Source organism: Pseudomonas sp. UBA3153 (assembly GCF_002364635.1).
Classification (GTDB): domain Bacteria; phylum Pseudomonadota; class Gammaproteobacteria; order Pseudomonadales; family Pseudomonadaceae; genus Pseudomonas_O; species Pseudomonas_O kuykendallii.
This window is the reverse complement of record NZ_DEYR01000045.1, coordinates 1-23,064: the sequence shown is the minus strand read 5'-3', so window position 1 is coordinate 23,064 and position 23,064 is coordinate 1. Positions and strand designations below refer to the sequence as shown.

The following is a 23,064-nucleotide window of genomic DNA, read 5'->3' as shown; positions in this document are numbered from 1 at the left end:
CGCATCAGGCGCCGAGGCGCGCGAACACCTCGTCGCACCGTGCCGCCAGGATGAAGTCGTTGCGGTGGACATCGTGGATCTTGTGGGTCCACCAGTTGACCCGCACCTTGCCCCACTCGACCCGCAGCGCCGGATGATGGTTTTCCGCCTCCGCCAGTTCACCGATGGCATTGGCGAAGGCCAGCGCCGCCTTGAAGTCGGCGAAGGCGAAGTCGCGCTCCAGTTGCCGCACACCGTCGCGAGTCACCAGGGACCAGTCCGGAAGCTGTGCATGCAGGGCCGAAATCGCCTGCTCGTCGAGGACCGGCGCATCGGCGCGGCAGGCTTCGCAGGGGAGTTTTCCGAGGTCGTTCATGGTTGCTCCGTGATCAGGTTGTCCGTGGTTTCGGACACCGGCGGCAGCACAACGTCCGGGCGCAGGGTGGCGATCAGGGCACGCACGCTACCCGGCAGCGCCTCCAGCTCGCGCACCAGGATGCTGCGCTCGCGCATGGCCCAGGGTTCGTCCAGCTCCACCGTCGCCAGCTGCATGGTGCGGCTGTGCCGGCGCGCCGCCGATTCGGGAATGATGCCGATGCCGACGCCGGCCTCGACCATCCGGCAGATCGCCTCGAAGCTGGACATCTGGATGCGCAGTGAAAGGGTTTCGCCGAGGCGCTCGACGTGGTCGCGGAGGAAGCTGAGCAGGGTGCTGCCGTCGTGCAGGCCGATGTGCTGGTAGGCGAGCGTCTGGCGTAGGGTGACGCGCTGCTCGCTGGCCAGCGGATGGCCCAGCGGCACCGCCAGCACCAGGTGGTCGGTGCTGAAATGCAGCACCTGCAGCCCGGTCGCTTCCACCGGCCCGGCGATGATCCCGAGGTCGGCGGCGCCGTCGAGCACGCCGCGGACGATGTCGCGGCTGAGTTTTTCCTGCAGGTCCACCGTGACCGCCGGGCGCTCGGCGAGGAAGCGCGCCAGCACCTCGGGAAGGAACTCGGTCACCGCCGTGGTGTTGGCGTAGATGCGGATGTGCCCGGCGGTTTCGGTGCCGTTGCTGGCGAACTCGCTCTTCAGGTAATCGACCTGGCGCATGATCAGACGCGCGTGCTGCAGCAGGCGCTCGCCCGCCGGAGTCAGCTCTACGCCACGGCTGTCGCGATAGAGCAGGCGGCTGCCGAGCTGGCCTTCGAGGGCCTTGATCCGCGCGCTGGCCGCGGCCGGCGAAAGAAACGCGCGGCGCGCGCCCTGGGTCAGGCTGGGCGATTCGGCGATGTGGATGAACAGCCGCAGGTCGGCCAGATCGAAATGCATGCGCTGTTTTCCCTCGTAGAACGCAAGGTCGAGTGCTCGCGAATTGACAACAGTCCGTAGGGAGGGCTTCAGCCGACCGTTGCCCGCCCTGCGGTAAATCGGTAGCCCACGGGTTCTATTCGTAGGGTGGGCTTCAGCCCACGCGCTAAGTCGCGGGCGAGTATTGGTGGGCTGAAGCCCACCCTACGGTGTGTGCCGCTCAACCCGGCACTGCGTTCAGCATAACCGAACGCTGGTATACGTAATTGCAAATTCTCAGAACGCCGGTCGCGCAGCATGATCCGCCCACAACAATAACCGCTGCGGAAATTCACCCATGAGCGATTCTGCTTTCAGTGCCTGGATCGGGCGTACCGAGGAGGCTCACGATCAGTTGAGCCGCAACCTGCTCAAGCGCATCGCCGCCACTTTCGACGAGCCCACGCCGGCCCACGGCGAGGCACTGCCGCCGCTGTGGCAGTGGTGCTTCTTCCAGGAGCCGATCGCCGAAAGCGGCCTCGGCGGCGACGGCCATCCGGCGCGCGGCGGCTTCCTGCCGCCGGCCGACAACCGCAACCGCATGTGGGCCGGCGGGCGGCTGGAGTTTCACGAGCCGCTGCGTGCCGGCGGCGAAGCCGGGCGCGTATCGACCATCACCCACATCGAGGAAAAGCACGGCCGCACCGGCGCGCTGCTGTTCGTCACCGTGCGCCATGACTACTTGCAGGACGGCCGCCTGGCGATCCGCGAGGAGCAGGACATCGTCTACCGCGAACCGACGCCCCCGAAGACGGCCAGCGGCGAGTTGCCGGCGGCGGGCGACTGGAGCGAAGCGGTGGAGCCGACGCCGACCCTGCTGTTCCGCTACTCGGCGGTGACTTTCAACGGCCATCGCATCCACTACGACTTCCCCTACGTGACCGGCACCGAGGGCTACTCCGGCCTGGTGGTGCACGGCCCGATGATCGCCACCCTGAACCTGCGCGCGTTCTGCCGCGCCAACCCGCAGGCGCGCCTGCGCCGCTTCGCCTACCGCGGCGTTCGTCCGCTGATCGCGCCGCAGCCGTTCGAGGTCGGCGGGCGCATCGTCGCGCCGGGCAAGGCCGAGCTGTGGGCCGGCAACGCCGGTGGCATCGCGCAGAGCGCGGAAGTGGAATTCGACCCGGCGTAATCCGTCCATCCGTGACGACGCCCCATCCGATCGGCGCCGGTGCGCCCGACAAGAACAAGAGGACGCTATGAAGACCTACGACCAGGACGAACTGAATGCCATCCGTGACGGCGTGCGCGCGCTCTGCGCCGAGTTCCCCGCCGAGTACTGGCGCAAGATCGACGAGGAAAAGGGCTTTCCCGAAGCCTTCGTCAAGGCGCTGACCGAGGCCGGCTGGCTCTCGGCGATGATTCCCGAGGAATACGGCGGCTCCGGCCTTGGCCTGGCCGAGGCCTCGGTGATCCTCGAGGAGGTGAACCACTGCGGCGGCAACTCCGGCACCGTGCACGGGCAGATGTACAACATGTTCACCCTGCTGCGGCACGGCAGCGAGGAGCAGAAGCGCTACTACCTGCCGAAGCTGGCCAGCGGCGAGTTGCGCCTGCAGTCGATGGGCGTCACCGAACCCACCACCGGCACCGATACCACCAAGATCAAGACCACCGCGGTGCGCCAGGGCGACAAGTACGTGATCAACGGGCAGAAGGTGTGGATCTCGCGCATCCAGCATTCCGACCTGATGATCCTGCTGGCGCGCACCACGCCGCTGGCCGAGGTGAAGAAGAAGTCCGAGGGCATGTCGATCTTCCTGGTCGACCTGCGCGAAGCCATCGGCCACGGCCTGACCGTGCAGCCCATCGCCAACATGGTCAACCACGAGACCAACGAGCTGTTCTTCGACAACCTGGAGATTCCCGCCAGCAGCCTGATCGGCGAAGAGGGCAAGGGCTTCAAGTACATCCTCGACGGGCTCAACGCCGAGCGCACGCTGATCGCCGCCGAGTGCATCGGCGACGGTCGCTGGTTCATCGAGAAGGCCAGCGCCTATGCCCGCGACCGCGTGGTGTTCGGCCGGCCGATCGGGCAGAACCAGGGCGTGCAGTTCCCCATCGCCGAGGCGCACATCGAGATCGAGGCCGCCGACCTAATGCGCTGGCGCGCCTGCGCCGAATACGACAGCGGCATCAATGCCGGGGCGGCGGCCAACATGGCCAAGTACCTGGCGGCCAAGGCCAGCTGGGAGGCGGCGAACGCCTGCCTGCAGACCCACGGTGGTTTCGGCTTCGCCAACGAGTACGACGTCGAGCGCAAATTCCGCGAGACGCGCCTGTACCAGGTGGCGCCGATCTCCACCAACCTGATCCTGTCCTACGTGGCCGAGCATTTGCTCGAACTGCCGCGTTCGTTCTGACCTGGGGCGGTGGGCTGAAGATTGGTGGGCTGAAGCCCACCCTACGCCGGACCCTCTTTGTAGGGTGGGCTTCAGCCCACCAACCACCGCGCCACTGACCGCCTGGACGGAAGATCAACGATGCACATCGACCACCTGGATCACCTGGTACTCACCGTCGCCGACCTCGACGTCACGGTGGATTTCTACACCCGCGTGCTGGGCATGCAGGAAGTGACCTTCGGCGAGGGGCGCAAGGCGCTCGGTTTCGGCATGCAGAAGATCAACCTGCACCAGGCCGGCAGGGAATTCGAGCCCAAGGCCGAGCGCCCGACGCCGGGCTCGGCGGACCTCTGCTTCATCGTCGCCACGCCGCTGGAGGAGGTCATCGCGCACCTTGAAACGCAAGGCGTGGCGATCCTCGAAGGGCCGGTGCGACGCACCGGCGCTACGCAGCCGATCCGCTCGGTCTACGTGCGCGACCCCGATTTCAACCTGATCGAACTCTCGAATCCGCTGGACGAAGGACAAAAATAATGAGCGAACACACCCGGCAACTGACCGCCTTCCTGGCCGATCTCGCGTATGAAGACGTGCCCGACGCCGTGCTGGCGCGCACCGAGGACCTGTTCCTCGACTGGCTCGGCTCGGCGCTGGCCAGCCAGGGCTCGCACCCGATTCCGCTGTTCGAGCGCTATGCGCAGAAGATGGGCCCGGCCAGCGGCCCGGCGAACATCCTGGTCAACGGCAGCCGCAGCTCGGCGTACTTCGCCGCCCTGGTGAACGGTGCCAGCTCGCACCTGGTGGAGCAGGACGACCTGCACAACAGCTCGGTGCTGCACCCGGCGACGGTGGTGTTCCCCGCCGTGCTGGCCGCCGCGCAGGACCGTGGCAAGTCCGGCCGCGCGCTGCTGCTGGCGGCGCTGGCCGGTTACGAGGCGGGCATCCGCATCGGCGAATTCATGGGCCGCTCGCACTACCGCATCTTCCACACCACGGCCACGGTCGGCACCCTCGCCGCGGCGGTGGCGGTCGGCAAGCTGCTGGAATTCGACCAGGAGCAGTTCACCAACCTGCTCGGCAACGCCGGCACCCAGGCCTCCGGGCTCTGGGAGTTCCTCCGCGACGCGGCGGACTCCAAGCAGTTGCACACGGCCAAGGCCGCCGCCGACGGGCTGCTCGCCGCCTACCTGACCGAGGACGGCCTGACCGGGGCGCGCAACATCCTCGAGGGCGAGCAGGGCATGGCCGCCGGGATGTCCAGCGATGCCGACCCGAGCAAACTGTCCGACCGCCTCGGCAGCCGCTGGGCGCTGGTGGAGACCTCGTTCAAGTTCCACGCCTCCTGCCGTCACACCCATCCGGCCGCCGACGCCCTGCTGCAGCTGATGCAGCGCGAAGGGCTCAGCCATGAGCAGATCGAGCAGGTCACCACCCGCGTGCACCAGGGCGCCATCGACGTGCTCGGTCGCGTGGTGGTACCGCAGACCGTGCACCAGGCGAAGTTTTCCATGGGCACGGTGCTGGGCCTGATCGCCGTGCACGGCAAGGCGCAGCTCACCGAATTCCACACCCTGGCGCTGACCGACCCGAACGTCTCGGCGTTCCGCGAGAAGGTCAGCATGCAGCTCGACCCCGAGGTCGACGGCGCCTACCCGGCGCGCTGGCTCGGCCGGGTCGAGGTGACCACCACCGACGGGCGCCGGCTGGCCGCCGCCATCGACGAGCCGAAGGGCGATCCAGGCAACACCCTCAGCCGCCCCGAACTGGAAGACAAGTTCCGCCGCCTGCTGGCCTTCGCCGGCGCGCGTTCGCCCGAGCAGGCCGACGCGCTGATCGCCCTGGTCTGGCGCCTGCGCGAGCTGGACGACCTCGGCGTGTTGGCCTGAGTCGCGGATCGGTGCGCAGGGCGCACCCTACGGGCGCCGCGATCACCAACGAGTCGTAGGGTGGATCGCGCTTCATCGATCCACCGAGCGGCCGGCGCCGCCACAAACAAGAAACACAGGAACCGGACATGAACGACATCGCACACAACCCGCGTCCGCTGGACGGCATCACCGTGGTCAGCCTTGAACACGCCATCGCGGCGCCGTTCTGCACCCGCCAGCTGGCCGACCTCGGCGCCCGCGTGATCAAGGTCGAACGCCCTGGCGTAGGCGACTTCGCCCGCGGCTACGACGAGCGCGTCAATGGCCTGGCCTCGCACTTCGTCTGGACCAACCGCTCGAAGGAAAGCCTGAGCCTGGACCTCAAGCAGGACGATGCGACGAAGATCCTCGACGCCCTGCTGCAGGACGCCGACGTGCTGGTGCAGAACCTCGCACCCGGCGCGGCGGCGCGCATGGGCCTGTCGTTCGAGGCGCTGCACGAGCGCTTCCCGAAGCTGATCGTCTGCGACATCTCCGGCTACGGCGAGGGCGGCCCCTACGAGAAGAAGAAGGCCTACGACCTGCTGATCCAGAGCGAGGGCGGCTTCCTGTCCGTCACCGGCGGGCCGGGCGAAGAGGAGATGGCCAAGGCCGGCTGCTCGATCGCCGACATCGCCGCGGGTATGTACGCCTACAGCAGCATCCTTTCCGCGCTGCTGCTGCGCGGCCGCACTGGTCAGGGCAGCCGCATCGACGTGAGCATGCTGGAAAGCCTGGTGGAGTGGATGGGCTACCCGATGTACTACGCCTACCAGGGGGCGAATCCGCCACCCCGTGCCGGCGCCGCGCACTCGACGATCTACCCCTACGGCCCGTTCCCGGCCGGCGACGGCGGTACGGTGATGCTCGGCCTGCAGAACGAGCGCGAGTGGGCGGCGTTCTGCGACAAGGTGCTGCTGCAGCCGGAGCTGGCGGTGGACGAGCGCTTCTCGGCCAACTTCAAGCGCTCGACCAACCGCGCTGAATTGCGCGGGATCATCGTCGAGTCCTTCGCCAAACTCAGCGCCGAGCAGGTGATCGAGCGCCTGGAGCAGGCACAGATCGCCAACGCTCACGTCAACGACATGGCCGGTGTCTGGGCCCATCCGCAGCTCAAGGCGCGCGACGGCTGGCGCGAGATCGACAGCCCGGCGGGCACGCTCCCGTCGCTGCTGCCGCCGGGGCGCAGCAACGCTTTCAGCCCGCGCATGGACGCCGTGCCCGGCCTCGGCCAGCATTCGGCGCAGATCCTCGCCGGGCTGGGTTATTCCAGCGACGAGGTGGCGCGCCTGCGCGACAGCGGCGTCATCTAGACGCCGCGTCCTCCGAACGATCCCTCTTCCCGCGGGAGAGGACCGGGGAGCGCCACGCTCCCCGCCACAACAAGAGAAGAACCATGAGTGCATCCCCCCTTCGCACGGCCCTGTTCGTGCCCGGCAGTCGCCCGGAGCGTTTCGCCAAGGCGCTGGCCAGTGGCGCCGATACCGTCATCGTCGATTTCGAGGACGCCGTTGAGGAGCCGCTCAAGCGCCAGGCGCGCGACAACCTGGCGGCGTTCCTCGCGGCCGAACCCGGCGTGCGCCTGCTGGTGCGGGTCAACGCCCCGGAACACGCCGAGCACGCCGCAGACCTGGCGTTCTGCAAGGCCCAGGCGGGCGTCGCCGGCGTGCTGCTGCCCAAGGTGGAAAGCGCCGCGCAGGTGGCTGCGGTGGCCGCCGTCGGCAAGCCGGTGTGGCCGATCATCGAGAGCGCGCGCGGCCTGCTGGCGCTGGCCGAGATCGCCGGCGCGCCGGGTGTGGAGCGCCTGTCGTTCGGCGGCCTGGACCTGGCCCTGGACCTCAACCTGCAAAGCGGCAGCGAGGGCGCCGGACGCGTGCTCGACCAGGCGCGCTACTCGGTGCTGTTGCACTCGCGCGGCGCCGGGCTGGCCGCGCCGCTGGACGGCGTGCATCCGGCCATAGGCGATACCGAGGGGCTGCGTGCCTCGATCCGCCTGGCGGCTGGCATGGGTTTCGCCGGCGCGTTGTGCATTCATCCCCGGCAGGTCGAGGTGATTCACCAGGCGCTGGCGCCCAGCGCCGAGGAGCTGGCCTGGGCGCAACGGGTCATCGACGCCGGCAGTGGCGGCGCGGGGGCCTATCAGGTCGACGGGCAGATGGTCGATGCGCCCGTATTGGCCCGCGCACAAAGGCTGCTGGCGTTCGCCAGGCCCTGAACAGCGCTACGGCGCACTAAGACTTTGGTCGGTAGTGCGCTGCTGCTTTTGATGTAACGGGATATGTGCGCAGCGCTGAAGTGCGCGGAAACCGGGCACTTCGCCATCGCGCTGACGACGCTCGGATTGGTGTTCGCGAATGACGAACGCCGGATTATAAAAAAGCTAATTTACGAAACGCGCCACGTTATGCAACCTGCTCATCGCTTTGCTGGAAAAGGTCTCCGTCGTCGAGCGGTGAACCAGTAGCCTGGGGTCTTTCCTCCTGCTACTGGATTGCATCCGGGCCGTTTCCACGGCTTGGGTCTATCGTTCGCGGTGGATGCTTTATCCAACATTCCAAAAACAATAAAAGGTGATTTCATGCTCAAGCTCCCCAAGGCGCTATTCTGCGCCGCCACGCTCGCCCTCGGTGTGTCCGGCTTTGCCCAGGCGGCCGATCCCATCGTCATCAAATTCGCCCACGTGGTCGCCGACGGCACGCCGAAGGGGCAGGGCGCCAACCTATTCAAGAAGCTCGCGGAAGAACGCCTGCCAGGCAAGGTGCGGGTGGAGGTCTACCCGAACTCGTCGCTGTTCGGCGACGGCAAGGAAATGGAGGCCTTGCTGCTGGGCGACGTGCAACTGTTGGCGCCCTCGCTGGCCAAGTTCGAGCAGTACACCAAGAAGGTGCAGATCTTCGATCTGCCGTTCCTCTTCGACAACATCGCTGCGGTCGACCGCTTCCAGCACGGCCCGCAGGGCAAGGAACTGCTGACCTCGATGGAGGACAAGAACATCCTCGGCCTGGCCTACTGGCACAACGGGATGAAGCAACTGTCGGCGAACAAGCCGCTGCGCGAACCCAAGGACGCCCGTGGCCTGAAGTTCCGCGTGCAGGCCTCCAGCGTGCTCGAGGAGCAGTTCAAGGCGGTGCGCGCCAACCCGCGCAAGATGAGCTTCGCCGAGGTCTATCAGGGCCTGCAGACCGGCGTGGTCAACGGCACCGAGAACACCTGGTCGAACTACGAGAGCCAGAAGGTGAACGAGGTGCAGAAGTACTTCACCGAGTCCGACCACGGCCTGATCGACTACATGGTGATCACCAACGCCAAGTTCTGGAAAGGGCTGCCGGATGACATCCGCCCGCAACTCGAAGAGATCATGGCCGAGGTGTCGGTCGAGGTGAACAAACAGGCCGAGGCGCTGAACCAGTCTTCCAAGCAGAAGATCATCGACGCCAAGACCAGCGAGATCATCCAGCTGACGCCCGAGCAGCGTGCCGAGTGGCGTGAAGCCATGCGTCCGGTCTGGGAGAAATTCCAGGGCGAGATCGGCGCCGATCTGATCAAGGCCGCCGAAGAATCCAACAAGGCATCCTGATCCGCCATGGCCGCCGCGCCCGGGCGCGGCGGCCATCCCTCTCGCAGTCTTTCCGCGGAGCACTCTAATGCAAACGCTGATGCGATTCTGGGCGCGCCTGGAGGAGGCCATCATTGCCTTCCTGCTGGCTGCCATGACCCTGGTGACGTTCTTCTACGTCGTGATGAACAACCTCTACACCGTTCTGTATTCCCTCGGTGATCGCTGGGAAGCCACCAGCGGTTTCTTCTTCGCATTGGGCGACAGCGTGATGAGCGGTGCCCAGGCGATGACCTGGAGCAGCGCCGCCACTCGCGCACTGTTCGCCTGGCTGATCTTCCTCGGCATCGCCTACGGCGTGCGTACCGGCGGCCATATCGGCATCGATGCGCTGGTCAAGCTGACTTCGCGCGGCACGCAGAAAGTACTCGGCGTGATCGCCTGCCTGTGCTGTCTCGCCTATACCGGCCTGTTCGCCGAGGCCAGTTTCGAGTGGACCGAGACCCTTTACTCCGCGGGCATCGGCGCCGAGGACCTCGGCCACTTCGGCATCCAGCAATGGATGATCGGTCTGGTGGTTCCGGTGGGTTTCGCTCTGGTGTTCATCCGTTTCGTCGAGATCCTCGTGCGCATCCTGCGTGACCAGCAGACCGGGCTCGGCCTCGCCGACGAAGCCGCCGATGCGCTCAAGCTGGCCGAACACGAGGAGGTCAAGTAATGACCATCCTCTTCCTTTTCGTGGCCCTGTTCCTGCTGATGTTCATCGGTGTGCCGATCGCCATTTCCCTTGGCCTGGCCGGCTCCATGACGATCCTGCTGTTCAGCCCGGACTCTGTGCGCTCGCTGGCGATCAAGCTGTTCGAGACCTCCGAGCACTACACGCTGCTGGCGATTCCGTTCTTCCTGCTGGCCGGCGCCTTCATGACCACCGGTGGCGTGGCGCGCCGCCTCATCGACTTCGCCAACGCCTGCGTCGGTCACATCCGTGGCGGCCTGGCAATTTCCGCTGTGCTGGCCTGCATGCTGTTCGCCGCCTTGTCCGGTTCCTCACCGGCCACCGTGGCCGCGGTCGGCTCCATCGCCATCGCCGGCATGGTGCGGTCCGGCTACCCGCAGGCTTTCGGTGCCGGCATCGTCTGTAACGCCGGCACCCTGGGCATCCTGATCCCGCCGTCGATCGTCATGGTGGTATACGCCGCGGCCACCGAAACCTCCGTCGGCAAGCTGTTCATGGCCGGCGTGGTGCCTGGGCTGTTGCTCGGTGTCGTGCTGATGGTGGCGATCTACATCATCGCGGTGAAGAAGAACCTGCCGGCGTTGCCGCGCGCGTCTTTCCGCGAGTGGCTCACCGCCGCACGCAAGGCGATCTGGGGCCTGCTGTTGATGGTGATCATCCTCGGCGGCATCTATTCCGGAATGTTCACGCCCACCGAGGCGGCGGCCATGGCGGCGGTGTATTCGGCCTTCATTGCGCTGTTCGTCTACAAGGACATGACGTTCCGCGAAGTGCCCAAGGTGCTGCTGGAGTCGGGCAAGCTGTCGATCATGCTGATGTTCATCATCGCCAACGCCATGCTCTTCGCCCACGTCCTGACCACCGAGCAGATTCCCCAGACCATCACCGGCTGGGTGATGGAGGCCGGGCTGCAGCCCTGGATGTTCCTCCTGGTGGTGAATATCGTGCTGCTGATCGCCGGTGCCTTCATGGAGCCGTCGGCGGTGATCCTGATCCTCGCGCCGATCCTCTTCCCGATCGCCGTGCACCTGGGCATCGATCCGATCCACCTGGGCATCATCATGGTGGTGAACATGGAGATCGGCCTGATCACGCCGCCGGTGGGCCTCAACCTGTTCGTCACCTCGGCGGTGACCGGAATGCCGGTGACCGCGGTGATCCGCGCGGCGATGCCCTGGCTGCTGCTGCTGATGGTTTTCCTGGGCCTGATCACCTATATCCCGGCGATCTCTCTGATCCTGCCGAACATGCTCGGGATGACCTGAGCGACCGCGCGCATCGGTGTCCCGCGGATGCCGATGCCCCCGCGAACGATGTTCCCCTTGACCCGTGCCCCTCCGGCACGGGTTTTTTATGGGCGCCCGGAAACCTCTTCCCTGCACGCCCGAACGGCCTTTTCCGGACGCCGGCAGCCATCTGCGACCATTGTCTTAACCCGGTAAGACAATGGTCGAATGGTTGCCGGGGGCGCCCGGCGGATACAAAGACACCATAGAAAAACAACTATCTACCGAGGTCCTAGTCCATGAGCGCCGCTTCTCTTTATCCCGTCAGTCCCGAGGTCGTAGCCAACACGCTGACCGACGAAGCCACCTACAAGGCCATGTACCAGCAATCGGTCATCAACCCGGATGGCTTCTGGCGCGAGCAGGCCAAGCGTCTCGACTGGATCCAGCCGTTCACCAAGGTCAAGCAGACCTCCTTCGACGATCACCATGTCGACATCAAGTGGTTCGCCGACGGCACCCTCAACGTTTCCTACAACTGCCTGGATCGTCACCTGGCAGAGCGCGGCGACCAGATCGCGATCATCTGGGAAGGCGACGACCCGTCCGAGCACAAGGAAATCACCTACCGCGAACTGCACGAGCAGGTCTGCAAGTTCGCCAACGCCCTGCGCGGCCAGGACATCCATCGCGGCGACGTGGTGACCATCTACATGCCGATGATCCCCGAGGCCGTGGTGGCGATGCTCGCCTGTGCCCGCATCGGCGCGATCCACTCGGTGGTGTTCGGCGGCTTCTCGCCCGAAGCGCTGGCCGGCCGCATCATCGACTGCAAGTCGAAAGTCGTGATCACCGCCGACGAAGGCTTGCGCGGCGGCAAGCGTACCCCGCTCAAGGCCAACGTCGACGACGCGCTGACCAACCCCGAAACCAACAGCATCCAGAAGGTCATCGTGTGCAAGCGCACCGGGGCCGACATCAAGTGGAACCAGCACCGCGACATCTGGTTCGAGGACCTGATGAAAGTGGCCGGCAGCGTGTGCGCGCCGAAGGAAATGGGCGCCGAGGAAGCGCTGTTCATCCTCTACACCTCCGGTTCCACCGGCAAGCCGAAGGGCGTGCTGCACACCACCGCCGGCTACCTGCTGTACGCCGCGCTGACCCACGAGCGCGTGTTCGACTACCGCCCGGGCGAAGTCTACTGGTGCACCGCCGACGTCGGCTGGGTCACCGGCCATAGCTACATCGTCTACGGCCCGCTGGCCAACGGCGCCACCACACTGCTGTTCGAGGGCATCCCTAACTACCCGGACATCACCCGCGTCGCCAAGATCATCGACAAGCACAAGGTCAACATCCTCTACACCGCGCCTACCGCGATCCGCGCGATGATGGCCCAGGGCAAGGCCGCGGTCGAAGGTGCCGACGGCTCCAGCCTGCGCCTGCTCGGCTCGGTCGGCGAACCGATCAACCCGGAAGCCTGGCACTGGTACCACGAGTGCGTCGGCCAGAGCCGCTGCCCGATCGTCGACACCTGGTGGCAGACCGAAACCGGCGGGGTGCTGATCAGCCCGTTGCCGGGCGCCACCGCGCTCAAACCGGGCTCGGCGACCCGTCCGTTCTTCGGCGTGCAGCCGGCACTGGTGGACAACCTGGGCAACATCATCGACGGCCCGGCCGAGGGCAACCTGGTGATCATCGATTCCTGGCCGGGTCAGGCGCGCAGCCTGTACAAGGACCACGACCGCTTCGTCGACACCTACTTCAAGACCTTCAAGGGCATGTACTTCACCGGCGACGGCGCGCGCCGCGACGAAGACGGCTACTGGTGGATCACCGGCCGCGTGGATGACGTGCTCAACGTTTCCGGCCACCGCATGGGCACCGCCGAGATCGAGAGCGCCATGGTGGCCCACCCGAAAGTCGCGGAAGCCGCCGTGGTCGGCGTGCCGCACGACATCAAGGGGCAGGGCATCTACGTCTACGTCACCCTCAACAGTGGCGAGGAGTACTCCGAGCAGCTGCGCCAGGAGCTCAAGGCCTGGGTGCGCAAGGAGATCGGTCCGATCGCCGTGCCGGACGTCATCCAGTGGGCGCCGGGCCTGCCGAAGACCCGCTCGGGCAAGATCATGCGGCGCATCCTGCGCAAGATCGCCACGGCCGAATACGGCGCGCTGGGTGACATTTCCACCCTCGCCGATCCGAGCGTGGTGGAGCACCTGATCAACACCCACAAGACCATGCAGGTCGCCTGACCCGCTGGCCACGACGCCCCGCCCGGTTCCGCCGGGCGGGGCGTTTTCATTTCGGCTGTCACCGCCTGCCCGGGCGGTGGCGAATCGAAACGCCATGGCGGTTACCGCCTCTCGCCCGCAGCGGGCACAGGCGCGTTCCAGAGCCCTCGGGCCCTTGCGGTGCGCTAATTGCTTCGTTCATCGGTTGGCTGTTTCCTGTCCGGTTGGTCACGTTTCGGACGGCCTGTCAATATCGCCCCTGCGCGCTTTCGGTGCTTCTGTAATTAGTTGTCGCATTGAGGAAATATCGCGCTTCGGCCTGCCGCTAGAATGCCGCCCACCCGAAAGGAGGGCCGCCGATCCCAAAAGGTTCGTGTCGCCGGCGCCTCTGCCAACTCCCTTCGTTCCGGCGGGCCAACCCCGCGGCACCCGACATTTCCGCATCATGGAGCTTTCGATGAAGAACAAGATCGTCCTGTTCGGCGCACTGGCGCTGTCCCTGCTGGCACCGCTGGCGATGGCCGACAAGCCGCTGCGCATCGGCATCGAGGCGGCCTACCCGCCGTTCGCCTTCAAGACGCCGGAAGGCAAGATCAGCGGCTTCGACTACGACATCGGCGTGGCCCTGTGCGAAGAGATGAAGGTCGAGTGCACGTGGATCGAGCAGGAGTTCGACGGCCTGATCCCGGCGCTGAAGGTGCGCAAGTTCGACGCCATCCTCTCCTCGATGTCGATCACCGACGAGCGCAAGAAGTCGGTCGACTTCACCGGCAAGTACTACTCCACGCCGGCCAAGCTGGCGATGAAGGACGGCGCGACCTACAAGGACGTGGCCGACCTCAAGGGCAAGAAGATCGGCGTGCAGCGCTCCTCGGTGTATGACCGCTACGCCACCGACGTCTTCGCCCCGGCCGGTGCCGAGATCGTCCGCTACAGCTCGCAGAACGAAGTCTTCCTCGACCTCGCCAGCGGCCGCCTCGATGCCACCCTGGCCGACTCGGTAAACATCGACGACGGCTTCCTCAAGACCGACGCCGGCAAGGGCTTCGCCTTCATCGGCCCGGACTTCACCGACGAGCAGTACTTCGGCGAAGGCCAGGGCATCGCGGTGCGCAAGGGCGACAAGGCGCTGGCCGACAAGATCAGCGCGGCGATCCTGGCCATCCGCGCCAACGGCAAATACAAGCAGGTGCAGGACAAGTACTTCGCGTTCGATGTCTACGGCAAGTAAGGGCTGACGCCAGGAACGCGTCTGATGAAGGCAGGGCGATGAGTCCTGCCTTCGTCGCTCACCCGTGCGGCGCGCATCTGGCGCGCCGCTTCGCCTGAGGACTGCTCGATGTTGAACGGCTACGGGGCGACCATCGTCGATGGCGCCTGGCTGACCCTGCTGCTGGCGCTGACCTCGATGGCCGTGGCCATCGGCCTCGGCCTGCTCGGCGCGGCCTGCCGGCTGTCGCCGCTGCGCTGGCTGGCGCTGCTGGGCGAGACCTACGCCACGGTGATCCGCGGCATCCCCGACCTGGTGCTGATCCTGCTGATCTTCTACGGCGGCCAGGACCTGGTGAACCGCCTCGCGCCGCTGCTCGGCTACGAGGACTACATCGACATCAATCCCTTCGTCGCCGGGGTCTTCACCCTCGGCTTCATCTTCGGCGCCTACCTCTCGGAAACCTTCCGCGGCGCCTTCATGGCGATTCCCAAGGGCCAGGCCGAGGCCGGCGCCGCCTATGGCATGAGCGGGCGCCAGGTGTTCTTCCGCATCCTCGTGCCGCAGATGATCCGCCTGGCGATTCCCGGGTTCACCAACAACTGGCTGGTGCTGACCAAGGCCACCGCACTGATTTCCGCGGTCGGCCTGCAGGACATGATGTTCAAGGCCAAGCAGGCGGCGGACGCCACCCGCGAGCCGTTCACCTTCTTCCTCGCGGTCGCCGCGCTCTACCTGGTGCTGACCAGCGTGTCGCTGCTCGCCCTGCGTTTCCTCGAGAAGCGCTACAGCGCCGGCATCAAGGTGGCCGAGCTATGAACCTCAGGTCGATCACGGAGGGCCGCGCATGATCCTTGACTTCTCGGTCATCTGGGACAGCCTGCCGCTGTACTTCGGTGGCGTGCTGGTGACGCTCAAGCTGCTGGCCATCGCCCTCGTCGTCGGTCTGGCGGCGGCGATCCCGCTGGCGCTGATGCGCGTGTCGCGGCAGCCGGCGATCAACTTCCCGGCCTGGCTCTACACCTACGTCATCCGGGGCACTCCGATGCTGGTGCAGCTGTTTCTGGTCTACTACGGGCTGGCGCAGTTCACCCTGGTGCGCGAGAGCCTGCTCTGGCCGTACCTGTCCAACGCCACCTTCTGCGCCTGCCTGGCGTTCGCCATCAACACCAGCGCCTACACCGCGGAAATCCTCGCCGGCAGCCTCAAGGCCACGCCGCACGGCGAGATCGAGGCGGCCAGGGCGATGGGCATGTCGCGCGCGCTTCTGTACCGGCGCATCCTGCTGCCCTCGGCGCTGCGTCGCGCGCTGCCGCAGTACAGCAACGAAGTGATCATGATGCTGCACACCACCAGCCTCGCCTCGATCGTCACCCTGATCGACATCACCGGCGCGGCGCGCACCGTCAGCTCGCAGTACTACCTGCCGTTCGAGGCGTTCATCACCGCCGGCGTGTTCTATCTTTGCCTGACCTTCATCCTGGTGCGCCTGTTCAAGCTGGCCGAGCGTCGCTGGCTGGCCTACCTGGCGCCCCGGGCGTCCTGAGGAGAGCGCCATGCAACGCATCGATCATCCGCTGCCCTGGGGCACGCCAGGCACCCAGCGCACCCTCAGCGTGTTCCGTTTCGGCAGCGGCACGGCCAAGGCCTACGTGCAGGCGTCGTTGCACGCGGACGAACTGCCCGGCATGCGCGTGGCGGTCGAGCTCAAGCGGCGCCTGTTCGATCTGGAAGCCCAGGGCCGCCTCACCGGCACCATCGAACTGGTGCCGGTGGCCAACCCGATCGGCCTCGGCCAGCTGTTGCAGGCGAGCCATCTCGGGCGCTTCGAATTCGGCAGCGGGAAGAACTTCAACCGGGGTTTCCTCGACCTCGCCGAACTCATCGCACCGGCGCTGGAGCGGATGCTCGGCGCCGACGCCGCGGCCAACGTGCGGCTGATCCGCGCGGCGATGCGCGAGGCGCTGGCGTGCATGCCCGCCGCACCTTCCGAGCTGGAAGGGCTGCAGCGTCTGCTGCTCGGCCACGCCTGCGACGCCGACGTAGTGCTCGACCTGCATTGCGACATGGAAGCGCTGACCCACCTGTACGCGATTCCGCAGCACGGGCCGCGGTGGCGCTCGCTGGCCGCGCGCCTGGGCGCCGGCGCGGTGCTGCTGGCCGAGGAGTCCGGCGGCAATTCCTTCGATGAAGCCTGCTCGATGCCCTGGCTGAGCCTGGCGCGGCGTTTCGCCGAGGCCAGCGTGCCGTTGGCCTGCCTGGCGACCACCGTCGAACTGGGTGGCATGGGCGACACCGGCCGCGAGCAGGCCGAGGCCAGCGCCGAGGCGATTCTCGCGTTCCTCGCCGAACAGGGGCTGATCGCCGGCGACTGGCCGGCGGCGCCGGCCGACTGCTGCGAGGCGACGCCCTTCGAGGGCGCCGAATTCGCCCTGGCGCCGCATGCCGGAGTGGTCAGCTTCCTCCAGCCGCTCGGCGCGCAGGTGCGCGTCGGCGATCCGCTGTTCGAGGTGATCGACCCGCTGGACGGCCGCCACAGCGTCGTGCGTTCCCAGGTCGACGGCGTGCTCTTCGTCCGCGAGCGCATGCGTTTCGCCCGTCCGGGGCTGTGGCTGACCAAGGTCGCCGGCCGCCAACCCATTCGCCAGGGTCGCCTGCTCAGCGACTGACCAGAGAGAGAACATGTACAAGCTCGAAGTCCAGGATCTGCACAAACGCTACGGCGACCACGAGGTGCTCAAGGGCGTGTCGCTGGCGGCCAAGGCCGGCGACGTGATCAGCATCATCGGTTCCTCAGGCTCGGGGAAGAGCACCTTCCTGCGTTGCATCAACCTCCTCGAACAGCCGCACGCCGGCAGCATCCTGCTCAACGGCGAGGCGCTCAAGCTCAAGCCCGGCAAGCACGGCGCGCTGAAGGCCGCCGACGAGCGCCAGTTGCAGCGCATGCGCTCGCGGCTGTCGATGGTGTTCCAGCACTTCAACCTGTGGTCGCACATGAGCGCGCTGGAGAACGTCATCGAGGCGCCGGTGCACGTGCTCGGCATGCCGAAGAAGGAAGCCCTGGAGAAGGCCGAACACTACCTGGCCAAGGTCGGCGTGGCGCACCGCAAGGACGCCTATCCGGCGCACATGTCCGGCGGCGAGCAGCAGCGCGTGGCGATCGCCCGCGCGCTGGCGGTGGAGCCGGAGGTGATGCTGTTCGACGAGCCGACCTCGGCGCTCGACCCGGAGCTGGTCGGCGACGTGCTCAAGGTGATGCAGGACCTGGCCGGGGAGGGGCGCACCATGCTGGTGGTGACCCACGAAATGGGTTTCGCCCGCGAGGTCTCCAGCCAGCTGGTGTTCCTGCACAAGGGTTTGGTCGAGGAGCGCGGCAACCCGCGCGAGGTGCTGGCGAATCCGCAGTCCGAACGACTCAAGCAGTTTCTTTCCGGCAGCCTCAAATAAGCCCTAGACTCGACCGCCATGACCTCTTATCGAATCGGCTTCCTGATCTGGCCCGAGACCCGGGCAATGACGCTGTCCCTGGCCGAAGAAGCGCTGCGCGTGGCGCAGCGGCTGCATCCGGAGGTCGTCTACGAGCTGTCCTTCCTGCAGGCCGAAACCCCGGCGGCCGACGCCTGGCGCCTGCCGGGCGAGCCCTGGAGCGGACGCCTGGAAGGCCTGCAGCGGCTCTTCGTGGTGGCCGACGAGCCGCCGCTGAACGTCTCCGCGCCGCTCGCCGCGGCGCTCAAGCAACTGGTGCGCAGCGGCTGCGTGATCGGCGGGTTGTCCGCAGGCGTCTACCCGCTGGCCCAGCTCGGCCTGCTCGACGGCTACCGCGCCGCAGTGCACTGGCGCTGGCATGACGATTTCGCCGAGCGCTTTCCCAAGGTGATCGCCACCAGCCACCTCTTCGACTGGGATCGTGATCGCCTCACGGCCTGCGGTGGCCTCGCCGTTCTCGACTTGTTGCTGGCCCTGCTGGCGCGCGACCACGGTGCCGAACTGGCCGGCGCGGTGAGCGAGGAGCTGGTGGTGGAGCGCATCCGCGAGGGCGGCGAACGCCAGCGCATCCCGCTGCAGAACCGCCTCGGCTCCAGCCACCCGAAGCTGACCCAGGCGGTGCTGCTGATGGAGGCGAACATCGAGGAGCCGCTGACCACCGACGAAATCGCCCAGCACGTCTGCGTCTCGCGCCGGCAGCTGGAGCGCATCTTCAAGCAGTACCTCAACCGCGTGCCGAGCCAGTACTACCTGGAGCTGCGCCTGAACAAGGCGCGGCAGATGCTGATGCAGACCAGCAAGTCGATCATTCAGATCGGCCTGTCCTGCGGCTTCTCTTCCGGCCCGCACTTCTCCAGCGCCTACCGCAACTTCTTCGGCGCCACCCCGCGCGAAGACCGCAACCAGCGGCGCAGCGCCAACCCCTTCGAGCTGAGCGGATCGGGCGAACGCGAGTAGCGTCGCTGTCGGTCTTGCGGGTCATGCGATGGGTTACGCCGCTGCGCGGCTAAACCATCCTACGGACCTGTAGGGTGGGCTTCAGCCCACCGTTACCCGGCCAGTGCCGTAGGTGGGCTTCAGCCCTCCAACCCCGGTAGGCGCGTTCTGCAAAACTCCCCACGGAAAATTTCCCCGACGACGCCAACGGTCCAGGCAGTGCCGTAGGGTGGGCTTCAGCCCACCAACCTCGGTAGGCGCGTTCTGCAAAACTCCCCACGGAAAATTTCCCCGGCAGCGCCAACGGCCCGGGCAGTGCGTTTAAACTGCGCAGTCCCGACGCTTTCTGTCGCATTGCTGAAAGCACGGCGAACGGCCGGGTGGCCGCTATAACAAGTTGTCGCATGGCGGCAATGACGGCCCCGGTGCAGTCCCTACAATCCGCTCACCACTGGCCATTCATGGCAGGAGAAAACCTCGATGTCCGCTCCGCACGCGCAAGTAGAACGCGCCGATTTCGACCAGTTCATGGTTCCCAACTACGCACCTGCCGCCTTCATTCCGGTGCGCGGCCAGGGCTCGCGAGTCTGGGACCAGAGCGGCCGAGAACTCGTCGATTTCTCCGGCGGCATCGCGGTGAACGTGCTCGGCCACTGCCATCCCGCCCTGGTCGGCGCGCTGACCGAGCAGGCCAACAAGCTCTGGCACGTCTCCAACGTGTTCACCAACGAGCCGACCCTGCGCCTGGCGCAGAAGCTGGTCGACGCGACCTTCGCCGAGCGGGTGTTCTTCTGCAACTCCGGCGCCGAGGCCAACGAGGCCGCCTTCAAGCTGGCGCGCCGCGTTGCCCATGACCGCTTCGGCGACGAGAAGTACGAGATCATAGCCGCGCTGAACAGCTTCCACGGGCGCACCCTGTTCACTGTGAGCGTCGGCGGCCAGGCCAAGTATTCCGACGGCTTCGGGCCGAAGATCCAGGGCATCAGCCACATTCCGTTCAACGACCTGGACGCGCTCAAGGCGGCGATCTCGGACAAGACCTGCGCGGTGGTGCTGGAACCGATCCAGGGCGAGGGCGGCGTGCTGCTGGCCGAGCAATCCTTCCTGCAGGGCGCACGCGAACTCTGCGATGCGCACAACGCGCTGCTGATCTTCGACGAAGTGCAGAGCGGCATGGGCCGCAGCGGCGAGCTGTTCGCCCACACCCATTTCGGCGTGACGCCGGACATCCTCACCAGCGCCAAGAGCCTTGGCGGCGGGTTCCCGATCGCCGCGATGCTCACCACCACCGACCTGGCCAAGCATTTTTCGGTCGGCGTGCACGGCACCACCTACGGAGGCAATCCGCTGGCCTGCGCCGTCGGCTGCGCGGTGATGGACGTGGTCAACACCCGCGAGACCCTCGACGGCGTGAAGGCGCGGCACCAGCGCTTCCGCACCGCGCTGGAGCGCATCGGCCAGCAGTACGGCCTGTTCAGCGAAGTTCGCGGCCTCGGCCTGCTGATCGGCTGCGTGCTTGCCGATGCCTGGAAGGGCAAGGCCAAGGATGTTCTCGTCGCCGCCGAGAAAGAGGCGCTGATGGTGCTTCAGGCCGGGCCGGACGTGGTCCGTTTCGCGCCCAGCCTGGTCATCGAGGACGCCGATATCGACGAAGGCCTGGCGCGCTTCGAGCGGGCGGTGGTCAAGCTGACTTCCGCCTGATCCAAGCCCGGCGTCGCGCTTCGGCGCGCCGCTACCCGTGTTCGCGCGCCGCCCTCTGGCGGCGCGTTTTTCTGGAGGAGTCTCAGAATGCTGGTGATGCGCCCCGCGCAAATGTCCGATCTGGCCGAAGTGCAGCGCCTGGCCGCGGACAGCCCGGTCGGTGTCACGTCGCTGCCCGACGACAGCGGTCGCCTCGGCGAAAAGATCGGCGCCTCCGAGGCCTCGTTCGCCGCCGAAGTCAGCTTCAACGGCGAGGAGACCTATTTCTTTGTCCTCGAGGACAGCGACAGCGGCCACCTAGTCGGCTGTTCAGGAATCGTCGCCTCCGCCGGCTATTCCGAGCCCTTCTACAGCTTTCGCAACGAGACCTTCGTGCACGCCGCGCGCGAGCTGAAGATCCACAACAAGACCCACGTCCTCTCGCTGTGCCATGACCTCACGGGCAACAGCCTGCTGACCAGCTTCTACATCGAGCCGGGCCTGGTCGATTCGATCGCCGCCGAGCTGGTGTCGCGGGCGCGCCTGCTGTTCGTCGCCAATCATCCGGAGCGCTTCGCCGACGCCATCGTCACCGAGATCGTCGGGCAGAGCGACGAGAACGGCGATTCCCCGTTCTGGGACGCGGTCGGGCGCAATTTCTTCGACATCAACTACGCCGAGGCCGAGCGCCTCTGCGGCCTGAAGAGCCGTACCTTCCTCGCCGAGCTGATGCCGCATTACCCGATCTACGTGCCGCTGCTGCCGGATTCCGCCCAGGAGGCGATGGGCCAGGTGCACCCGCGCGCGCAGATCACCTTCGACATCCTCATGCGCGAAGGCTTCGAAACCGACCATTACATCGACATCTTCGACGGCGGGCCGACCCTGCATGCGCGGACGTCGGGCATCCGCTCGATCGCCCAGAGCCGCATGGTTCCGGTGGCGATTCTCGAGGAGCGTCGCGAGCCGATCCGTGGCGGTCGTCCGTACCTGGTCTCCAATGGCCAGTTGCAGGATTTCCGGGCGCTGGTGGTGGAGCTGGACTGGGTGCCCGGCAAGCCGGTGTCCCTGCCTGGCGCCGCGGCCGAAGCGCTGGGTGCCGGCGACGGCGCCTCCGTGCGCCTGGTGGCGGTGTGATGAGCGCGGCAGTCTTGCGGAGAATTCCATGATCGTTCGTCCCGTACGCAGCGCCGATTTGCCGGCGCTGGTCGACCTCGCGCGCAGTACCGGCGCCGGGCTGACCACCCTGCCGGCCAACGAGGCGCGCCTGGCGCACCGCGTCGGCTGGGCGGAGAAGACCTTCCGCGGCGAGGCCGAGCGGGCCGATGCCGACTATCTGTTCGTGCTCGAGGACGACGAGGGGCAGGTGGTCGGCATCTCCGCCATCGCCGGCGCCGTCGGCCTGCGCGAGCCCTGGTACAACTACCGCGTGGGGCTCACCGTCAGCGCCTCGCAGGAGCTGAACATCCATCGGCAGATTCCGACGCTGTTCCTCGCCAACGACCTCACCGGCAACTCCGAGCTGTGCTCGCTGTTCCTGCATGCCGACCACCGCAGCGGTCTGAATGGCCGGCTGCTGTCGAAGGCGCGCTTCCTGTTCATCGCCGAGTTTCGCCAGTTGTTCGGCGAGAAGGTCATCGCCGAGATGCGCGGAATGTCCGACGAGGCCGGCCATTCGCCGTTCTGGGAATGCCTGGGCCGGCACTTCTTCAAGATGGAGTTCAGCCAGGCGGACTACCTGACCGGGGTCGGCAACAAGGCCTTCATCGCCGAGCTGATGCCCAAGTTCCCGCTCTACGCCTGCTTCCTTTCCGAGGACGCGCGCAACGTGATCGGCCGTGTCCACCCGGACACCGAACCGGCGCTGGCGATGCTCAAGAGCGAAGGCTTCAGCCACCAGGGCTACGTCGACATCTTCGACGCCGGCCCGGCCATCGAATGCGAGACGGCGAAGATCCGCGCGGTTCGCGACAGCCAGCCGCTGGTGCTGGCCGTCGGTACGCCGGGCGACGATGCCACGCCGTTCCTCATCCACAACCGCAAGCGCCAGGATTGCCGGATCACCGCCGCCCCCGCGCGGATGGCCGCCGGCACCCTGGTGGTCGACCCGATGACCGCGCGGCGCCTGCAACTGACCCCCGGCGCCCAGGTGCGCGCCGTGCCGCTGAGCGCCTGAGCCCAGGCGCGGTCGAGGAGTTTCCGCCATGAGTACGCATTACATCGCCGGCGCCTGGCAGGCGGGGCAGGGCGAGGCCCTGGAATCGCTCAACCCGGTGACCCAGGAGTGCCTGTGGAGCGGCCGCGCGGCCAGCGCCGAGCAGGTCGAGGCGGCACTGCAGGCCGCCCGCGCGGCGTTCCCGGCCTGGGCGCGGCGCCCGCTGGAGGAGCGTGTCGGCGTGCTGGAGCGCTTCGCCGAGGTGCTCAAGGTGCGTGCCGACGC

Annotated in this window: 22 protein-coding genes; 20 read left to right on the top strand and 2 right to left on the bottom strand. The window is 66.7% G+C overall.

Annotated features, from left to right (window positions below; all coding sequences use genetic code 11):
- Nucleotides 1-4: 4 nt before the first annotated feature.
- Entirely contained in the window at nt 5-355 is a 351-nt protein-coding gene (locus tag B2X67_RS11165) for a 4a-hydroxytetrahydrobiopterin dehydratase (RefSeq protein WP_273228846.1), read from the bottom strand.
- Complete coding sequence (locus tag B2X67_RS11160; RefSeq protein WP_273228844.1) at nt 352-1,290, bottom strand: LysR family transcriptional regulator; 939 nt, start codon at nt 1,288-1,290, stop codon at nt 352-354. The genes B2X67_RS11165 and B2X67_RS11160 overlap by 4 nt, the downstream gene beginning before the upstream one ends.
- A gap of 316 nt (nt 1,291-1,606) precedes the next feature.
- Here B2X67_RS11160 and B2X67_RS11155 point away from each other — a divergent pair, with 316 nt between their 5' ends.
- The 20 genes from B2X67_RS11155 to B2X67_RS11060 form a co-directional block, all read left to right on the top strand.
- The gene (locus tag B2X67_RS11155) at nt 1,607-2,440 is read left to right on the top strand and encodes an FAS1-like dehydratase domain-containing protein (protein ID WP_273228842.1); all 834 of its coding nucleotides are present in this window, start codon (nt 1,607-1,609) and stop codon (nt 2,438-2,440) included.
- A 67-nt stretch (nt 2,441-2,507) separates the two neighbouring features.
- The gene (locus B2X67_RS11150) at nt 2,508-3,671 is read left to right on the top strand and encodes an acyl-CoA dehydrogenase family protein (RefSeq protein ID WP_090230183.1); all 1,164 of its coding nucleotides are present in this window, start codon (nt 2,508-2,510) and stop codon (nt 3,669-3,671) included.
- Between the two features lie 120 nt (nt 3,672-3,791).
- Nucleotides 3,792-4,187, top strand: a complete 396-nt coding sequence (locus tag B2X67_RS11145) for a VOC family protein (RefSeq protein ID WP_286785532.1) — start codon at nt 3,792-3,794, stop codon at nt 4,185-4,187.
- A complete protein-coding gene (locus B2X67_RS11140) occupies nt 4,187-5,539 on the top strand; it encodes an MmgE/PrpD family protein (RefSeq protein WP_273228839.1) in 1,353 nt (450 codons plus the stop codon). The genes B2X67_RS11145 and B2X67_RS11140 overlap by 1 nt, the downstream gene beginning before the upstream one ends.
- A gap of 128 nt (nt 5,540-5,667) precedes the next feature.
- Complete coding sequence (locus B2X67_RS11135) at nt 5,668-6,873, top strand: CaiB/BaiF CoA transferase family protein (RefSeq protein ID WP_273228837.1); 1,206 nt, start codon at nt 5,668-5,670, stop codon at nt 6,871-6,873.
- An 83-nt stretch (nt 6,874-6,956) separates the two neighbouring features.
- Nucleotides 6,957-7,775, top strand: coding sequence for an HpcH/HpaI aldolase/citrate lyase family protein (locus B2X67_RS11130; protein WP_273228836.1), 819 nt, complete (start codon nt 6,957-6,959; stop codon nt 7,773-7,775).
- Nucleotides 7,776-8,138: 363 nt separating this feature from the next.
- Nucleotides 8,139-9,137: a C4-dicarboxylate TRAP substrate-binding protein DctP gene (dctP, locus tag B2X67_RS11125; RefSeq protein ID WP_286785531.1), complete on the top strand. Its 999-nt coding sequence runs from the start codon at nt 8,139-8,141 to the stop codon at nt 9,135-9,137.
- 67 nt (nt 9,138-9,204) lie between these two features.
- Nucleotides 9,205-9,834, top strand: coding sequence for a TRAP transporter small permease (locus B2X67_RS11120; RefSeq protein ID WP_286785530.1), 630 nt, complete (start codon nt 9,205-9,207; stop codon nt 9,832-9,834).
- Nucleotides 9,834-11,117, top strand: coding sequence for a C4-dicarboxylate TRAP transporter large permease protein DctM (dctM, locus tag B2X67_RS11115; RefSeq protein WP_286785529.1), 1,284 nt, complete (start codon nt 9,834-9,836; stop codon nt 11,115-11,117). The genes B2X67_RS11120 and dctM overlap by 1 nt, the downstream gene beginning before the upstream one ends.
- A 260-nt stretch (nt 11,118-11,377) precedes the next feature.
- Nucleotides 11,378-13,333: an acetate--CoA ligase gene (acs, locus tag B2X67_RS11110; protein WP_282344842.1), complete on the top strand. Its 1,956-nt coding sequence runs from the start codon at nt 11,378-11,380 to the stop codon at nt 13,331-13,333.
- Nucleotides 13,334-13,769: 436 nt separating this feature from the next.
- A complete protein-coding gene (locus tag B2X67_RS11105) occupies nt 13,770-14,543 on the top strand; it encodes an ABC transporter substrate-binding protein (RefSeq protein WP_286785528.1) in 774 nt (257 codons plus the stop codon).
- Between the two features lie 108 nt (nt 14,544-14,651).
- Nucleotides 14,652-15,341 carry an ABC transporter permease gene (locus tag B2X67_RS11100; protein ID WP_286785527.1) on the top strand — a complete coding sequence of 230 codons (690 nt, stop codon included), beginning with the start codon at nt 14,652-14,654 and terminating at the stop codon, nt 15,339-15,341.
- A gap of 28 nt (nt 15,342-15,369) precedes the next feature.
- A complete protein-coding gene (locus tag B2X67_RS11095) occupies nt 15,370-16,068 on the top strand; it encodes an ABC transporter permease (protein ID WP_273228824.1) in 699 nt (232 codons plus the stop codon).
- Between the two features lie 10 nt (nt 16,069-16,078).
- On the top strand, nt 16,079-17,191 hold the full coding sequence (locus B2X67_RS11090; protein ID WP_286785526.1) for a succinylglutamate desuccinylase/aspartoacylase family protein: 1,113 nt from the start codon (nt 16,079-16,081) through the stop codon (nt 17,189-17,191).
- A gap of 13 nt (nt 17,192-17,204) precedes the next feature.
- On the top strand, nt 17,205-17,969 hold the full coding sequence (locus tag B2X67_RS11085; RefSeq protein WP_286785525.1) for an ABC transporter ATP-binding protein: 765 nt from the start codon (nt 17,205-17,207) through the stop codon (nt 17,967-17,969).
- An 18-nt stretch (nt 17,970-17,987) separates the two neighbouring features.
- Nucleotides 17,988-18,965 carry a transcriptional regulator ArgR gene (gene argR / locus B2X67_RS11080; protein WP_273228821.1) on the top strand — a complete coding sequence of 326 codons (978 nt, stop codon included), beginning with the start codon at nt 17,988-17,990 and terminating at the stop codon, nt 18,963-18,965.
- 459 nt (nt 18,966-19,424) lie between these two features.
- A complete protein-coding gene (locus B2X67_RS11075) occupies nt 19,425-20,645 on the top strand; it encodes an aspartate aminotransferase family protein (protein WP_286785524.1) in 1,221 nt (406 codons plus the stop codon).
- 87 nt (nt 20,646-20,732) lie between these two features.
- A complete protein-coding gene (aruF, locus tag B2X67_RS11070) occupies nt 20,733-21,761 on the top strand; it encodes an arginine/ornithine succinyltransferase subunit alpha (protein ID WP_286785523.1) in 1,029 nt (342 codons plus the stop codon).
- A gap of 28 nt (nt 21,762-21,789) precedes the next feature.
- Entirely contained in the window at nt 21,790-22,800 is a 1,011-nt protein-coding gene (gene astA / locus B2X67_RS11065; RefSeq protein ID WP_286785522.1) for an arginine N-succinyltransferase, read from the top strand.
- 28 nt (nt 22,801-22,828) lie between these two features.
- Nucleotides 22,829-23,064, top strand: a 236-nt coding sequence (locus B2X67_RS11060; RefSeq protein WP_286785521.1) for an aldehyde dehydrogenase family protein, incomplete at its 3' end; no start/stop codon positions are given.

What these genes read in the sequence shown, in the direction of transcription:
- dctP (WP_286785531.1), top strand. Translation starts at nt 8,139, where the DNA reads ATGCTCAAGCTCCCCAAGGCGCTATTCTGCGCCGCCACGCTCGCCCTC.
- acs (WP_282344842.1), top strand. Translation starts at nt 11,378, where the DNA reads ATGAGCGCCGCTTCTCTTTATCCCGTCAGTCCCGAGGTCGTAGCCAAC.
- aruF (WP_286785523.1), top strand. Translation starts at nt 20,733, where the DNA reads ATGCTGGTGATGCGCCCCGCGCAAATGTCCGATCTGGCCGAAGTGCAG.
- B2X67_RS11085 (WP_286785525.1), top strand. Translation starts at nt 17,205, where the DNA reads ATGTACAAGCTCGAAGTCCAGGATCTGCACAAACGCTACGGCGACCAC.
- B2X67_RS11075 (WP_286785524.1), top strand. Translation starts at nt 19,425, where the DNA reads ATGTCCGCTCCGCACGCGCAAGTAGAACGCGCCGATTTCGACCAGTTC.
- argR (WP_273228821.1), top strand. Translation starts at nt 17,988, where the DNA reads ATGACCTCTTATCGAATCGGCTTCCTGATCTGGCCCGAGACCCGGGCA.
- B2X67_RS11095 (WP_273228824.1), top strand. Translation starts at nt 15,370, where the DNA reads ATGATCCTTGACTTCTCGGTCATCTGGGACAGCCTGCCGCTGTACTTC.
- B2X67_RS11165 (WP_273228846.1), bottom strand. Translation starts at nt 355, where the DNA reads ATGAACGACCTCGGAAAACTCCCCTGCGAAGCCTGCCGCGCCGATGCG.
- B2X67_RS11145 (WP_286785532.1), top strand. Translation starts at nt 3,792, where the DNA reads ATGCACATCGACCACCTGGATCACCTGGTACTCACCGTCGCCGACCTC.
- B2X67_RS11105 (WP_286785528.1), top strand. Translation starts at nt 13,770, where the DNA reads ATGAAGAACAAGATCGTCCTGTTCGGCGCACTGGCGCTGTCCCTGCTG.
- B2X67_RS11090 (WP_286785526.1), top strand. Translation starts at nt 16,079, where the DNA reads ATGCAACGCATCGATCATCCGCTGCCCTGGGGCACGCCAGGCACCCAG.
- B2X67_RS11140 (WP_273228839.1), top strand. Translation starts at nt 4,187, where the DNA reads ATGAGCGAACACACCCGGCAACTGACCGCCTTCCTGGCCGATCTCGCG.
- B2X67_RS11155 (WP_273228842.1), top strand. Translation starts at nt 1,607, where the DNA reads ATGAGCGATTCTGCTTTCAGTGCCTGGATCGGGCGTACCGAGGAGGCT.
- astA (WP_286785522.1), top strand. Translation starts at nt 21,790, where the DNA reads ATGATCGTTCGTCCCGTACGCAGCGCCGATTTGCCGGCGCTGGTCGAC.
- B2X67_RS11100 (WP_286785527.1), top strand. Translation starts at nt 14,652, where the DNA reads ATGTTGAACGGCTACGGGGCGACCATCGTCGATGGCGCCTGGCTGACC.
- B2X67_RS11135 (WP_273228837.1), top strand. Translation starts at nt 5,668, where the DNA reads ATGAACGACATCGCACACAACCCGCGTCCGCTGGACGGCATCACCGTG.
- dctM (WP_286785529.1), top strand. Translation starts at nt 9,834, where the DNA reads ATGACCATCCTCTTCCTTTTCGTGGCCCTGTTCCTGCTGATGTTCATC.
- B2X67_RS11130 (WP_273228836.1), top strand. Translation starts at nt 6,957, where the DNA reads ATGAGTGCATCCCCCCTTCGCACGGCCCTGTTCGTGCCCGGCAGTCGC.
- B2X67_RS11120 (WP_286785530.1), top strand. Translation starts at nt 9,205, where the DNA reads ATGCAAACGCTGATGCGATTCTGGGCGCGCCTGGAGGAGGCCATCATT.
- B2X67_RS11160 (WP_273228844.1), bottom strand. Translation starts at nt 1,290, where the DNA reads ATGCATTTCGATCTGGCCGACCTGCGGCTGTTCATCCACATCGCCGAA.
- B2X67_RS11150 (WP_090230183.1), top strand. Translation starts at nt 2,508, where the DNA reads ATGAAGACCTACGACCAGGACGAACTGAATGCCATCCGTGACGGCGTG.